Annotated in this window: 13 protein-coding genes; all 13 read left to right on the forward strand. The window is 46.8% G+C overall.

Annotated elements, in window-relative coordinates:
• Positions 1-23 precede the first annotated feature (23 nt).
• The 13 genes from MNQ98_RS02410 to MNQ98_RS02470 are packed head-to-tail and all read left to right on the forward strand — an operon-like array spanning position 24 to position 14,486.
• Positions 24-1,145 carry a DegT/DnrJ/EryC1/StrS family aminotransferase gene (locus MNQ98_RS02410; protein ID WP_241931753.1) on the forward strand — a complete coding sequence of 374 codons (1,122 nt, stop codon included), beginning with the start codon at positions 24-26 and terminating at the stop codon, positions 1,143-1,145.
• Between the two features lie 18 nt (positions 1,146-1,163).
• Positions 1,164-1,436 carry an acyl carrier protein gene (locus MNQ98_RS02415; protein WP_241931754.1) on the forward strand — a complete coding sequence of 91 codons (273 nt, stop codon included), beginning with the start codon at positions 1,164-1,166 and terminating at the stop codon, positions 1,434-1,436.
• A gap of 5 nt (positions 1,437-1,441) precedes the next feature.
• Positions 1,442-2,365, forward strand: coding sequence for a DUF6005 family protein (locus tag MNQ98_RS02420; protein WP_241931755.1), 924 nt, complete (start codon positions 1,442-1,444; stop codon positions 2,363-2,365).
• Between the two features lie 14 nt (positions 2,366-2,379).
• Positions 2,380-3,717 (forward strand): glycosyltransferase family 4 protein, encoded by a 1,338-nt coding sequence (locus MNQ98_RS02425; protein ID WP_241933822.1) that lies wholly within the window; start codon positions 2,380-2,382, stop codon positions 3,715-3,717.
• The gene (locus MNQ98_RS02430) at positions 3,704-5,548 is read left to right on the forward strand and encodes an ABC transporter ATP-binding protein (protein WP_241931756.1); all 1,845 of its coding nucleotides are present in this window, start codon (positions 3,704-3,706) and stop codon (positions 5,546-5,548) included. Before MNQ98_RS02425 ends, MNQ98_RS02430 begins: the two co-directional genes overlap by 14 nt.
• Positions 5,541-7,079 carry a class I adenylate-forming enzyme family protein gene (locus MNQ98_RS02435; protein ID WP_241931757.1) on the forward strand — a complete coding sequence of 513 codons (1,539 nt, stop codon included), beginning with the start codon at positions 5,541-5,543 and terminating at the stop codon, positions 7,077-7,079. The genes MNQ98_RS02430 and MNQ98_RS02435 overlap by 8 nt, the downstream gene beginning before the upstream one ends.
• Complete coding sequence (locus MNQ98_RS02440) at positions 7,069-7,329, forward strand: acyl carrier protein (RefSeq protein WP_241931758.1); 261 nt, start codon at positions 7,069-7,071, stop codon at positions 7,327-7,329. The genes MNQ98_RS02435 and MNQ98_RS02440 overlap by 11 nt, the downstream gene beginning before the upstream one ends.
• Positions 7,326-8,459, forward strand: a complete 1,134-nt coding sequence (locus MNQ98_RS02445) for a phenylacetate--CoA ligase family protein (RefSeq protein ID WP_241931759.1) — start codon at positions 7,326-7,328, stop codon at positions 8,457-8,459. The genes MNQ98_RS02440 and MNQ98_RS02445 overlap by 4 nt, the downstream gene beginning before the upstream one ends.
• Positions 8,460-8,468: 9 nt before the next feature.
• Entirely contained in the window at positions 8,469-9,425 is a 957-nt protein-coding gene (locus MNQ98_RS02450; protein ID WP_241931760.1) for a hypothetical protein, read from the forward strand.
• Entirely contained in the window at positions 9,422-10,285 is an 864-nt protein-coding gene (locus MNQ98_RS02455; RefSeq protein WP_241931761.1) for a sugar phosphate isomerase/epimerase family protein, read from the forward strand. Before MNQ98_RS02450 ends, MNQ98_RS02455 begins: the two co-directional genes overlap by 4 nt.
• The gene (locus tag MNQ98_RS02460) at positions 10,282-11,559 is read left to right on the forward strand and encodes an ATP-grasp domain-containing protein (protein ID WP_241931762.1); all 1,278 of its coding nucleotides are present in this window, start codon (positions 10,282-10,284) and stop codon (positions 11,557-11,559) included. The genes MNQ98_RS02455 and MNQ98_RS02460 overlap by 4 nt, the downstream gene beginning before the upstream one ends.
• Before the next feature lie 5 nt (positions 11,560-11,564).
• A complete protein-coding gene (locus MNQ98_RS02465; protein WP_241931763.1) occupies positions 11,565-12,818 on the forward strand; it encodes a type III PLP-dependent enzyme domain-containing protein in 1,254 nt (417 codons plus the stop codon).
• Between the two features lie 45 nt (positions 12,819-12,863).
• Positions 12,864-14,486: a carbamoyltransferase family protein gene (locus MNQ98_RS02470; protein ID WP_241931764.1), complete on the forward strand. Its 1,623-nt coding sequence runs from the start codon at positions 12,864-12,866 to the stop codon at positions 14,484-14,486.
• Positions 14,487-14,494 lie beyond the last annotated feature (8 nt).

Here is a 14,494-nt window from a genome sequence, read left to right on the forward strand (position 1 = left end):
CTTAAAAATAGGAGGGTACCTCGATGGGCGTTTTATTCTCTAGTCCTCAGGTTGAATTTGAAATGATAAGGGATAAGTGGCTAGAAGGAGTGGCGGAATTAGGGAGGAAAGGCGTTTTTGTCGGAGGGACCTCTGTGACGTCCTTTGAATCCAAATTTGCACAGTATATCGGAACCCGTCAAGCCATTGGCGTAGGTAACGGAACGGATGCTTTATATTTAACCCTGAAGGCGCTTGGGATCGGCCCGGGTGACGAAGTGATTACAGCAGCCAATACGTTCATTGCTACCGTGGAAGCCATTCACCATACAGGTGCTGTGCCGGTGCTGGTTGATTGCGAGCCTGATACCTATTTATTGAATGTGGAGCAGGCCAAAGCGGCGATTACGACGCAGACGAAAGCGATCATTCCCGTACATCTATACGGTCAAATGGTGGACTTGTCTGAATTGGCCGATTGGGCTGCTGAACGAAATATTGCCATCGTGGAAGACAGCGCACAAGCGGCGGGTGCCAAGATGAACGGTAAAATGGCCGGAAGTATCGGTACAGCGGGCTGCTTTAGCTACTACCCTGACAAAAACCTAGGAGCTTTGGGTGACGGTGGCGGGATTACAACCTCATCCGATTCGCTTGCTTTGGTGATAAAAAAGCTCCGCAATCACGGTGGCGAGGTCAGATATCAGCATGAGCTTCCCGGGTTCAACAGCCGATTGGATCCGATGCAGGCTATCGCACTCGAATTAAAGCTTGCCTATTTGGACAGCTGGTCTGTGAAAAGGCGGGAGGTTGCTTTGATGTATGAGCACCATCTGCACCATACGGGGGGCGTTGTTCTGCCGAAGCACAGAAACGATGAGAGTCATGTGTTCCATCTGTATATTGTCAGAGTAGAAAGCGGGGTAAGGGACAAGCTTCGAAAACAGCTGCAGAAGAAAGGGATTTTAACAGCCGTTCACTATCCGAAGCCGGTTCACACAACAGCAGCCTTTTCACATTTGCCGTACGATGAAGGGACTTTCCCGAATGCGGAAAAGTACGCGGAAGAAATCATCTCCTTGCCGATGAATATATCCGTAACCGAAGAGCAGGTCCAACTAATCGCAGAAGAAATTCAAGCCGTATTGGGCAAAGTACAAGTTTGATAGAGGAGGATAACACCGATGGAGACGATGCAAACCGAGCAACATATCCAGAGTTTTTTGAAGGGTCGTATTTGCGAGCTTCTAGAGCGTCCGGAATTATCAGACGAATTGACGATCAACACTCAGCTGTCCGAGGTTGGTATGGATTCAGTCATGCTTGTCAACTTGATGGTGCATATTGAACAGCATTATCAAATTTTTTATGAGGACGACGAATTGCTAGAGGAGAACTTTGCTACGATTCAGATTATATCTGAAAAGATCCAAGAAAAACTAGGCTTGGGAGATTGAACGTTGTGCAGCAGATTCATTGCCTGCTGAATTGTTTAGCGCATTGTATTTCTCCAAAGGCAGATGCCCGGCCTCTCTTTTTTGGCGCATGGGACACCCCTTTTGCCGTAGAAGAAGACCGTTTAACGTATTTCTCTACTCTGATCACGAACGAAACCTATGTTTCGATGTTTGAGCTGCTCTATGAAGAAAAGCTAGAAGCATGGTATGACTATCAATTAAGTAAAGAAGCCAATTACGAACGGCTGCGGCATCTGGCGGAATCGATAACCTCCGGAAAGCATCTTCTTGTTCAGCTGGACTTATATTATTTGCGATATGAGACACGGAGTTTCGGACATATTCATCAGCCGCATTTTGTGATCATTCTTCATGAACAGGATAGGAATTGGTTCCTCCTTGATCCTTATTTTGCTTGGGAAGGCTTCTTGACAGAGGAAGAGATGTACAACGCATTTTGTAATAATGCCTTCGGAGGAGGATTTTTCCTAGATACATTAAAGCTCCTTTCACCCTTGAAGAATGCGGTTTGCGAGCAATTTGAAAAAGAGTTCGCCTTCGAACGCAGTCAGCTGGCTCATGAAACCAAGGAGCTGGTTCGACGATTCATGGATGAGTATGGGAATAGAAAAGCTGGTCTTTCCAAAGCTTTCTCTCAGGTAGGGATTATTTCCAAACGGAAGTGGTGCTACGCGCTGGCATTTGATTATTTTGGCGAATCTGAGGCGAATCAAAGTGATATGCAGGTTTCGGATCAAGTGGAGAAGCTGGTGAAGGGATGGAATGCATTCGGATATTTAGCGATCCGGGCATCGATGGGTGTGACCTCTCTGAATGATCTGTTTCAAAAGGTAGAACAGCTGGAAGTTCAGGAACGCCAGCTCAAAGAAAAGCTGTGGAACGTATACCAGGGATGGAAGGGGGCGTAACCGACTTGAAGAAGGTGCGGATTGGATATATCGGTGGCCATTCGCCAAAGGTGAATGAGCGAGCAATCGATGACGAGTGGACTCGCTATCTTGGGGAATATGCGGAATTGGTGAAAATTCCTCCTTTATCCTTCATGAAATTGTTCGGTGGTTCGATTGATAGGTGGAAGAGACGCTTCCCTGATAATGTAATGGAGCTAGGGGAAGGGCTGCAGTCTTTATGTTTGAAATATGACATTCAGACATTCTATTTGAATCTTCCCTTCGCCATCCCATATTTGCTAATGGCAAGAAACGCCAAGGACATCGATCTCACCATGCTGTTCATCGCTCATTCAGTGGCTACGCCGTTTTGGCTGAAGCATTGGCTTGCGTTGGCTCCGTTTCTAACGGACAAGGATGTGCTGCTGCATAGTACGGCTTCTTGCAAAAAGGCAATGATGCAGATATCACCGCGATTCGAACGTTCTGTGCACGTGCCGCTGTGTATTGATTTAAGGGACACAATCCCGAATACAGGGGGCAAGGACCAGATTATGCTGGCCATCAGCCGAATAGAGGACGTGAAGAACATTGATTTTCTCTTGGCCTGTTTCTCAAAAATTCGCCGACAGGTTCCGAACGCGAAACTGGTCATTGCAGGGGAATATACCGGAACAAAGCAGCAGATCGAGAAGTACAGAGGCCGTATAGAGGAACACATGAATCATTACGAGCTGTACGATGCTGTGGAATTGATCGGACCTGTTTTGGGAGAACGGAAGCGAAAATGGTTTGCTGAGTCGAGATTGCTGGTCAATTTCTCAACCGATCCAGGGGAAACATTCGGGTTTAATTTGCTGGAGGCGAAAGCAGCGGGGCTACCTGTTGTATGCACGCGCTGGAATGGATTTCAGGAGCTTGTTGCTGAAGGGGAGGACGGCCTGTTTGTCGATTGCAGCTGGCCATCCCATATGCCCGTCATCGATGAAGAACATGCTGTCGAGCAGTGTGTAAGGCTTCTGACCGAAAATGATTTGCATCGTAAGCTTACTCAAGGCGCTCTGTCAAGGGTACAGGCGTACGATTACCAATCGGTTATGCCCCGGATTGTTGATTTTGCGGCTCAGGCAAAAAGCCACTCTCCCAGTGGAATAGAAAGAGAGCAGGTCCTCCACATTGCGAATACCGCAATAGAAGAGATGCAAGACATATACTTGCTAGAACATCTACAAAGGTTGGAATGGCTGACCGAAACACCGTTCACTGTATTATCCGTCCCACAGGATGAGCCGTTATCCGAATGGATGAACAAGGTAAAGCCGATCATTGATCATTTTGCAGGGGAGGCTGCGATTCATGCACAGCATTAAATTGTTCTTGCGATTAGTGCCACATGTGAATATTCGCTGGAAACTGACCCTGCTAGCTTATCTTTCTACTTTTATACAGCTTACGGCAATCATGGGTCAGCCTCTCATTTTTGCTTATTTAATTGATCATGTGCTAATCGATCAAAAGACAGAAATGATCGCGCTGCTTCTCTCCCTTTCCGTAGGATTGGCGCTTATCGCCGTGATCTTTTCATTGATTCGTTCAGGCATCTTCAGGTACCTCGGTATCATGCACACATTGGATATTCGGGATGTGCTGCTTCAACATATTCGCAAAATTCCGATTCCCGAAATCGAAAAGAACGGTGCTGGTAAATTTATGGCATTGCTCGGATATGACACGGGGACAATGGGCAATTATGTCAACCATGTCATAGTCGAGCTTGTTTCGCAGTTGTTTATGATGCTCCTCGCCTTCGGGGTGTTGTTTACGATGGACTGGAAGCTTGGCTTGCTTGCAGCAGCCGGCCTACCGATATTGTTCTGGCTGCCGCGCATCGTAAAAAGACAGCTGACTCAGCATATCGACCATGTGCGTACACATAATGAGGAGATTGGCACACATTTGCTGGAATGCATTGACGGTTCACGAGAGATTCGTGTGTACGGACTCGAGCAGTGGGAACACCAACGCAATCAAAAAATGTACAAAGGACTCGTGAGCTCGAGCACAAAGGAAACCTTGTTTCGGGTGCTGTCCCATCAGTCCAGCAGCTTTGTGATCAGCTTGGTCATCGTCGTCGTCTACGGAGTAGGTAGCCATCAAGTCCTTGGCGAAACGCTAACGATCGGCCTGATGGTTGCATCTGTCACCTATTTGCAAAATGCACTCAATCCGGTACAAGCCATTAATAATTTTTACGCTGAGCTTCAGAGGTCCGAGGTTGCGCTGCAAAGAATTGAATCCTTTCTTCAGACGCCGCCTGAAGGATTGGCTGCCCGTAATGAGGAGGCTCGCGGCGAAGACGAAGATGACAATATCCACGCCCAGCACCTTGTTTCTGCTGCGTCTGTGAACAAAGAAACACAAGCCGCCGTAGATGTCGAACGTTTGCAGGTTTCATACGATGATGTTCACATTTTGAAGGATGTGGACTTGACTGTGAAACGAAACCAAACGGCTGCCTTTGTCGGGCGGAGCGGATCAGGGAAAACGACATTGTTCAGAACCCTTACCGGCTTTATGCCGATCACTTCCGGGGATGTGAGGATTCACTCCCGCAGGCTGCGTGAAATGAACAGGCAAGAGCTGAATACCAAAATAGGCGTTGTTTTTCAAGAGTCTTATATTTTTAAGGGAACCATTGCTGAAAATATTAGACTGGGCGATTTGCAGGCTTCCGATGAGCAAATTGTTGAGGCAGCCTGTAAGGCGAATTTAAAAGAGCTGCTGGAACAGCTTCCGAATGGGATTCATACAGTCGTTGACAATAAAGGTTTTCAATTGTCGGGAGGCCAGCGTCAACGGATTGCGATTGCCAGAATGTTTCTAAAAAAACCGGATATTCTCATATTGGATGAGCCGACATCCGCATTAGATCGATTGACAGAGAATGAAGTCATGACGGCACTGAAGGAGCTCATGAGAAATAAAACTACGCTGATTTCCACACATCGTCTTAATACGATTCTTCATGCCGACACCATTTTTGTGATGGAACAGGGCAAGATCGTAGATCAAGGTATGCATGCGGAACTGCTGGAGCGAAGTGGGCTGTATAGAGCCTTGGTTGCAGATATGGATAAGCAGGAGAATACAGAGGAACAGCGTGAAACCGTTCCGGTAGCAGTAGGTGCGAAGTATGAATGAGCTGGGTCACTTTTTTCGTCAATATTCTCGTACGGACCGCGGTGTATTTGAGACGAGGCAAGGGAACAGCCGTTACGTTTCTTATGCAGAGCTCATCGAATCTGCGTTGGAAATATCCGCCTTGTGGGACAGGTTGAAGTTAAGGAATCGATTTATCGCTGTACTATGGATGGAGCAATCGATAGAGTGCATGCGATCGATGATGGCGGTTGTGCTGGCAGGCGGGATTCCAGTACCGATGCATTCCTTTTCCTCATTTGCGGATATTGTGCGTATCACAAACGAAACAGAGGCGGAGATGGTTGTTCTGCCGAAGGACAAGTTTCTTGCAGCCCGTAGGTCTGCGATTCATGCAATCGATATAGACCGTGCTTATGTCATCGAGTGTGAGACAGGGAAGCTGCTGAGGACTCCGCCAACGGATGTAACTACTTTCGGAATAAAGAGAAAGTATACACCGCCGCAAGAAACCGCCGTCATCTTTATGTCTTCCGGATCAACAGGCACTCCGAAAGGGATCATGCTGAGCGATCGAAATGTACTGTCCAACGTAGAGTCCATACAGAGCTATGTTGACCTGCAGCGCGATGACCAGGTGCTGCTGTTCAAGTCGCTCGGTTATTGTTCTTCTATTACCGGAGAGTGGCTCACTGCACTGTTTGCCGGATGCAATCTGCAGCTGACGGAATCATTCATGCATCCTTTTGAGATGCTCCGATTTATCAGGGAACACGAAACGACGTTTATGTGTACCGTTCCTTCCGTCCTGATGCCTCTGGTCAAATCGGATAAATGGGGTGAGGCAGACTTCGCTTCCCTTCGAAGGATGACCATTGTGGGAGGGCCTATGCCGAGTGAAGGGTTGCTTCAATTAAGCGATAGATTGCCTTCCGTCGAACTCATGCCTTCGTACGGATTGACGGAGGCTTCGCCGAGAGTCACTTATTTGCCTGGATCGGAGCTGAGAAATCGGCCGGATTCCGTCGGAATTCCGGTGAAGGATGTGGATATATGTATTGTCCAAGGGGGGCAAGAGGTTCCGCCCGGAGAATCAGGGGAGATTATCGTTCGCGGCCCCAACGTGATGCTTGGTTACTACAATAGACCGGAAAGCACCGCCCAAAAACTGGATGAACTGGGCCTGCATACGTCTGATATCGGTTATCTCGACGGGGAAGGTTTCCTGTATATAACAGGCCGGAAGGACAACGCGATCAATGTCGGGGGACATACAATTTATCCGGAAACGACAGAGCGAGTTTTACTTGATTTTGCAGGAGTAAATGAAGCTGCGGTGACGGGAATCCCAGATGATATATGGGGAGAGAAGATGGTGGCATTTATCGCTTTTCAGGACCCTTCCGCATCTCTGGATGAGTTGATCCGCTATGTCAAGCAGCATTTGCAGCCTCTTTTTAGACCCAGAGCATATTTCCTCATAGAAAGGGATCGAATGCCCAAAACGGCGGTAGGCAAATTAAACAGGGCCGCACTTAGAAGCATGGCAAGGGAGTGGGAAGATGAAAAGTAAGAGTCATGGGCACGTAGAAGAAGCTGTTATCTCTATCATTGCACAATGCTGTAATAAGGAAGTTTCTGAGATTCAACTTGACCATTCATTGGCGAACGATCTGGGTGTGGACTCCATTCAATTCCTTGAGCTTCTTTTCGCCTTGGAGGAAGGGTTCGGCTTCCAGATGGAGGTAGATGATTTGCACCCCGAGAAATTCAGGTCCGTTCAATCCGTTATACGCTTCGTAGCAGGGAAGATTGCAGCATGAAACCGCCCATCGATATGGAGCGCAAGCTTCGCCAGTTCATGGCATCGTTAACTGAATATCCATACTATCGGGCACTCCGAGATGTTCAGCATTGGTCCGACCTGCCAGTGACGGATAAGGCATTAATCAATGAAAAGAGAGAGCTGTTTGAGCTTCCCCATCCGGGGAAAGTCTATGAATCTTTCACTTCAGGGACGACAGGGATTCCTTTTCGATGTGTAAAAACAATAGAAGAACGATGGCGCCTGGCGATATCAATATACCGTCATCGGAAAAAGTGGGGACTGCCTCCAAAGCATCAGATGTTATTGCTTAGCAATCGCAGTCTGTCCGAACCGCATCATTTGGATTACTACGCGAATCAGCTTCAGCGACAGCACTTTCATATGATTCAAGGCAGGGCGTCGGCGCTGGTATCGTTAGCCCAGCATATATTTCAAAAAAATATGGCGCTCCCGAGTTCATTATTATTCGTTCAAAACTGGGGAGAGCCTGTACACGCTTCTCAAAAGCATGAAATCGAACGAGTTTTCCGTGTACCGCTGGTCGATTATTATGGCTTGGAGGAAATATGGTGCATCGCATTCTCCAATCAGCTGGGACAGTTGGAGATCGATGAAGATTCCGTCTATGTGGAAGTGTTGGAACCGGGAACGAACATGCCTGTACAGGATGGAACTTACGGGGAAATTGTCGTTACTTCATTTCTCATGAGAAGCATTCCTTATGTAAGGTATCGGACGGGAGACATTGGGCGCACAAGGCGAAATGAATATGGTGCACGAATTGTTGAGCTTTTTCCAGTAAGGAATGCGCAGATTAAGCTGCCAGGACGTGAAATACATTCTTCTATTTTTCGATATTTGGACAAGTTCTTTTATGAGCTGGCACAAAATGAGCAAATTAAACAGTTTCAAGTCGTTCAAGAATCACATACCGAGTTTCGATTGCTCATTGTAGGGAGTATATCTGAAGAACAGCGCTTGAGAACAAGGCTGGAGAAGTTCTTGCAGCAAAGCTTAAGAGCAGAAGTAAGCCTGACCATTGAAAGAAAGGATCAGATTCCTCTTACGCCGAACGGGAAGCTGCAATCCTTTATCAGTCTCGTGAATGATAATGCCCAGAGATGAGGTGGCTAGATGGAACAGTCGAGTCAAACCGTGGTTAAGCTGGCGGCAATGGAGTGTGCCGCCTCATGTTTATTGACACTGCTGCGGATGAAGCAAGTCAGCTCTCAGTATTTTTTAATAAATTATTGGAGCTTGAACTACAGCTCCGGCCTCTTAATGTCAGGGAAGAATATCAGACTGTACAGGCTCGACTATCTCTACGGTATCCAATCTGAGTTAAAGAAGGGGACAGAGGACGATCTCGTTCGATTCATCCATGAAGGAGGAGCGGCGCTGCTGATGTGCCGTGCCGCGGATTTAGACTATTTCCCGAGAGAGCTTCTGACACATGAGGAAAATGGGATTCAGCATTTTTCGTTGATTTACGGATGTGATGCTTCTGGGAGTCAGTTTCAGGTGGCCGATCCTACCGCAGACTATATCGGTACATTGTCAAGGGAACAGTTAGGCCGTTCGCGAATGAAGGGGAAAGACAGTCCATTATATTACTATACACTTGTCCCTCCGAAGCAATTTGTACTGCCCGATCCGAAGGAAGCCTTTCAATTTACCTCGAAGCAAAATCTGCAGCTTTACACGAAAGGGGATCATAATTTCGGATACCGGGCTGTGGAGCGGTATGCAGCGGATTTGATGCAATCCATCCATTGGACTAAAGAACGAAGGAATCTATGGATTTATCAAAATAATATCACCATATCCTCTATCATAAAAACAAGAAGTGCGGTTTGGAACAGCATTTGCGAGCTGCAGCTGCTCAGCTCTTCTCAATTGGAGGAAGGGAATTTAGCGATAGATCGATTAATAAAGCTTTGGACGACGGTGAACTTTCTTTTGATCAAATACAAGAAAAGATACACCGACATGGCGCTGCTCAGTCAACTGAAGGATAAATTAATGGAAGTCGGGCGCCAGGAAACGCAATTTCTGCTGCAGATGGAACAAGTGGGGAGTGAACTGTCATGAAATATAGTTTATGTACCATTTCCTTTCGACATGAGTTGGTCTCCTTCGAACATTTGATTGAATATGCACATCGGACGGGTTTTTCCGGTATCGAGCTATGGGGAGTTCATGCTAGAGCCTTGGCCCATACGTTCCAGTCGCAGATTGACCCATGGATGAGCAAGCTCAAGTCTTATGGTCTGGAGGTTCCGATGATCAGTGATTACGTGGAGCTTATGGACAACCAGCAGCCACCATCCGTCATTAAAATGAAGCTCCAGGAATGGATTGAACTAGCCTACCGATTTGAAACAAGACATATTCGCATTTTTGCAGGGCATTTGGGGAGCTCGCAAGCGAATGAAGAGCAGTGGGAATTGTGCATTGATCGGCTGAGGAGACTTTCAGAGAAGCTTACGGAGAACGGTTTGACACTTGTGCTGGAAACGCACCCTAACACCCTCGCTGATACGCTGGATTCGACGCTGCGGATTTTGAAAGAGGTCGATCATCCTGCATTAAGGATCAATCTTGATTTTCTGCATATTTGGGAGGGGGGATCAGATCCGATAGAAGCCTATCAAGCTTTAAAACCATGGATTTCTCATTTCCATATGAAAAATGTAACGGCTCCCGAACAATTGACAATTTTTCATCCTCATAACGTGTATTCACCCAGCGGACTTAGGGAGGGGATGGTCCCTCTAAGAAAAGGAATTGTTGACTTCGAACGAATTGTCACATGTTTATCAGACGATGATGTGGATTGCTGTGCTTCTTTAGAATGGTTTGGAAAGGAGCCTTTTCAATATTTAAGCGGTGAGATGGAATGGCTCCGCCATGTATCCAATCAATCAACTCGATATGAGGTGAGCGGATGAAGACGGAGCGTTTGATTAGCAGCTTACTTGGCATCCATAGTCCGAAACTATGGTATTCCAACATGAATTGGGAGCAGAAAAGCAATATCGGTGTACGCCTTCCTCAATTCCAAAATGCGACCACGGATTCTTTGATGAATCAAATGCATATTCATCAAATCTATTTGGCTGATCCACAGGATGAGGTGATCGTTCAGGAAAGCCCTGAGCCCGAGTTTCTGAGTTATTTGGAAGAGCAGGGAATCCGTATCCCCAAACTGCTTATAGGTCGTCCGGAGGAGTTTGCAGGCAAATTGAAAGGCACACATACTATTCCATATTTAATGGATGCACAGCAGGCTGATTTTATAAGTTCGAACGGGGGCATCGGGGTTGGTCCGCCGCCGGAGCTGGCTTTAAAGCTGAACAATAAAATGTATACCCGATTGTTTTGTGAAAAGCATTCGATTCCCGTGAGCGACGGCATCGTTTGCACCAGCTTCGATCAGCTGGAGGAAGCCTTCCGTAAGTTACAGGAGATGACGCATGCAGATCGTTACGTATTGAAAACCGCTTACGGCTCCTCGGGTAAAAATTTGTTCCATATTCGAAGCCAGAAGGAATTTGATTTTATCTGTACTTATTTGTCCAGACAGCGTCATTTAGAAGACTTCATGGTATCGATCGAACGCTGGCATGAAGTGGATTATAACTTGAATGCACAGCTGCTGCTGTGGGATGGGGAATGCCGTGTGCTGGCCGTTACGGGGCAGGACAACAATGATGTCGGGGTGTATAAAGGGAGCGATTTGAATCCTTCGATTCCCGAGCACGTGATGACGCGCTATTTGCAAGAGCTGAAGTGGCTGGGACAACTTTTAATAGAGGAAGGCTACCAGGGCTTTATGGGAGTGGATTCGTTGATGGACAGGCATGGAAGATTGATTCCAGTCATCGAAATCAACGCGAGACTCACGATGGTCACCTATACTCTTTCTATGCGAGAACGATTGCTTGCGGATGGTTTTCCTCATATCTGCGTTCAGTTTTTTGACGTGAAATCACCGCAGAGGAAGGAGTTTTCCGTACTGAGAAAGCAGGTTGATGAGATCATGACCTCCTTTTCAGGGGGATCTCTCATTTATGGTTTTCATGAGGTATTTGAGCCGAAGCAGCAAGTCTATGTGTACCGGGTCTTTATGATGTTCTGGGAAAAAGACAGACATCGGCTTAAGACGATGGTCCAGCGTATCGAGCAATTCATGAGTCCTAGTAAATTGACGGAGATGAGGTGACTTCCTTGGAAACGATCATTCGAGAGGCGGATACAATTTCCGAAGCATTAAAGCGTTTCGGTTCTCCTTTGTTTCTGTACTGCGAAAGACAATTGGAAGATGATTATGCCAGGATCCGAGGCGCCTTACCGGAACAAGTTGGGCTGTATTATTCAATGAAAGCGAACCCGAATCCTTATATTTGCAAAATGATCCACCGGTATGGGTCGCCTATCGAGGTGGCTTCTATTGGAGAGTACCACCGAGCAATTTCCATCGGGATGCCGGCCGATCAGATCGTGTTTACCGGGCCGGGGAAAAGCAGGGAAGAGATTCGTGCTTGTATTGATGGGGGTGTATTTTGTATCAATGCCGAATCAGTCCAGGAGCTCCGAGTGATTCAAGAAGAGGCTTCTCGTTTGGAAAAGAAGGTACCGGTCACTCTTCGAATCAACCTAAAGACAACACGGCAAGGATCACGAATGGCGTCAGTCGGCATTCCCACACAATTTGGCATTGACGAGGAGCAGCTTGAGGATGCTGTGAAATATGTGACAGGTTTATCCGGGCTCAGGCTGATCGGACTTCATACGTATCAGGGGACGCAAAATTTTCATTTGGATTATTACAGGGAAAGCATTCCGAGAATGTTTGCATGGATTCGAAAACTGAAGGAAGTATATGCTCTCCCTTTAACGACAGTGGGTCTAGGTGGAGGTTTCGGAGTGCCTTATTTCAGAGGAGATGATCCGTTCCCGATCGATGATTTTGGAAAGCTTCTATCTGAAGAAATATCGAAGAATGAGGATTTGCGCTTACAGTATATTTTCGTAGAATCGGGCCGATATATCACCTCGCGTATGGGGAATTATGTAACACAGGTGCTGTACACGAAGCAGTCGCATGGAAAGAAATTTGTGATTGTCGATGGGGGGACCCATCACCGTGCATTCAGCTCTGTGATGGGTAGAAGCTTTAAGGCGCCCCTGCCTATCCGCTATATGCTGCATGACAGTGAGAATGAAATAATGGAAGAACCTACGCAATCAACGAATGGATTTGTTCCGGCCCATATCGTCGGCAAGCTTTGCACACCTACGGATGTGATCCAAAGCTCCGTTTTGCTGCCGGCGAATGTAACGATGGGGGACACGATTTTGTTTTCCAATTCAGGGGCTTATGGTTTAAGCTGCGGGAATCTGCATTTTTTATCCCACACGCTGCCTAGAGAACTATGGGTTACAAAAAGCGGTGCTCTGCATGATATTAGTTGGCTATAAAGGGTGTACGGATCTAAAGTGGCATTATTATACGGAGGGGATTCGATGAATATACTGGCACTTGGTGGATCGAGTCATGATTTTTCCACATGCTTGATGTTGGATGGAAAGATGGCTGTCGCGATTGAAGAGGAGCGTATTACTAGAATCAAGCATTCCCTGGATCTGGATGTAAAGTCGTCCGGAAATCAAGCCGCTCTCTATTGTTTGCAAAGCCAAGGACTAACTCTATCAGAGATAGATCTCATCATAGGCAATGATATTATGGATCGTAACTATTACAAGCCGTACCGGGACCGCATGATCCTGATGAACCATCATCTAGCCCATGCTTCCAGCGCCTTTTATCCATCGCCGTTCGAAGAAGCGGCCATTCTTGTCGTCGATGGGGCAGGTAGTGAGATAGGCGGACTCAATGAGACCACAACCTATTACTATGGGAAGGGAACGGAAATTCAAGAACTCTTAAAACTGACGGGGAAAATGGAATGGAATCAGGTGCTGTCGCCTGTGGAGAATTCGATGGGTTATTTTTATGATGTTTTAAGCAATGGCATCGGTTTTCACAAGCTGACGAACGGAAAAACAATGGGATTGGCACCTTATGGTTCAACAACGTATGTCAAAGAATTCGAACGCTTCTACACGATGGATGATGAAGGAAAGTTTATCCAGAGCAAAGCACACATTCAGGCTATGAAAATATTTATTCGTCACACCGTCGGGGTAATCCGGGATGAGGAGAAGCGTTTTCAGGCCAAGGCGGATATCGCATACGCTGGTCAATATCATTTGGAAAGAGCGATGATCAAAGCCTGCCGATATTTACACGCGAGGACGAGGTCCCGCCATTTATGTCTTGCAGGCGGTGTGGCGCTGAACAGCGTTGCCAACTATAAAATTTTGGAGGAGACTCCATTCGAGCATATTTTTGTGCAGCCGGCAGCTGGGGATGCTGGAACAGCGATCGGAAGCGCATATTACGGGTACCACGTCACGATGAATCAGCCGAGAGGGGATGTATCCGTTCCGTTTTCTCCATACTTAGGTAGAACATTTGACGCGGAAGATTACGAGATTGCACTACAGCAGTTTGCTGAACATATTACCGTGGAATCACTGGACGATCTGTATGGCTCAGTGGCCAGCATTTTAGATCAAGGCGAGATTATCGGGTGGTTCCAAGACCGCTCTGAAATCGGTCCGCGAGCGCTCGGAAACCGAAGTATTTTGGCTGATGCTCGAAGAAAGGATATGAAGGATTTAATTAACTCCCGAATCAAGCATAGGGAAGCATTTCGTCCTTTCGCACCGATCGTATTGGAAGAGGAACAAACGAAGTATTTTGCGATGGATCATCCATCCTATTATATGCTGTTGGTTCCAAATATTTTGGAAGAGAAGCGGAGCGAAGTTCCCTCGATTACACACGCAGACGGTACGGGGAGAGTTCAAACGGTATCCAAACAGATTAATCCAAAACTGCACCGACTGTTGTCTTCTTTTCAGCGTTTGACGGGGACACCGATTCTATTAAATACCTCGTTTAACGATAATGGGGAACCGATTGTCGAAACGCCAGTGGATGCCATACGCTGTTTTCTCAATATTGATCTCGATGGCCTAGTATTGGACAAGTGGTTGATCCGCAAAAAGAACCGAGGATAGCGTTGAAA

Source organism: Paenibacillus sp. N3/727 (assembly GCF_022637315.1).
GTDB classification, from domain to species: domain Bacteria; phylum Bacillota; class Bacilli; order Paenibacillales; family Paenibacillaceae; genus Paenibacillus_AQ; species Paenibacillus_AQ uliginis.

Excerpts from the sequence above, each read along its gene's own strand:
- MNQ98_RS02450 (WP_241931760.1), top strand. The coding sequence starts at position 8,469 with ATGGAACAGTCGAGTCAAACCGTGGTTAAGCTGGCGGCAATGGAGTGT.
- MNQ98_RS02460 (WP_241931762.1), top strand. The coding sequence starts at position 10,282 with ATGAAGACGGAGCGTTTGATTAGCAGCTTACTTGGCATCCATAGTCCG.
- MNQ98_RS02435 (WP_241931757.1), top strand. The coding sequence starts at position 5,541 with ATGAATGAGCTGGGTCACTTTTTTCGTCAATATTCTCGTACGGACCGC.
- MNQ98_RS02470 (WP_241931764.1), top strand. The coding sequence starts at position 12,864 with ATGAATATACTGGCACTTGGTGGATCGAGTCATGATTTTTCCACATGC.
- MNQ98_RS02415 (WP_241931754.1), top strand. The coding sequence starts at position 1,164 with ATGGAGACGATGCAAACCGAGCAACATATCCAGAGTTTTTTGAAGGGT.
- MNQ98_RS02455 (WP_241931761.1), top strand. The coding sequence starts at position 9,422 with ATGAAATATAGTTTATGTACCATTTCCTTTCGACATGAGTTGGTCTCC.
- MNQ98_RS02430 (WP_241931756.1), top strand. The coding sequence starts at position 3,704 with ATGCACAGCATTAAATTGTTCTTGCGATTAGTGCCACATGTGAATATT.
- MNQ98_RS02410 (WP_241931753.1), top strand. The coding sequence starts at position 24 with ATGGGCGTTTTATTCTCTAGTCCTCAGGTTGAATTTGAAATGATAAGG.
- MNQ98_RS02440 (WP_241931758.1), top strand. The coding sequence starts at position 7,069 with ATGAAAAGTAAGAGTCATGGGCACGTAGAAGAAGCTGTTATCTCTATC.
- MNQ98_RS02445 (WP_241931759.1), top strand. The coding sequence starts at position 7,326 with ATGAAACCGCCCATCGATATGGAGCGCAAGCTTCGCCAGTTCATGGCA.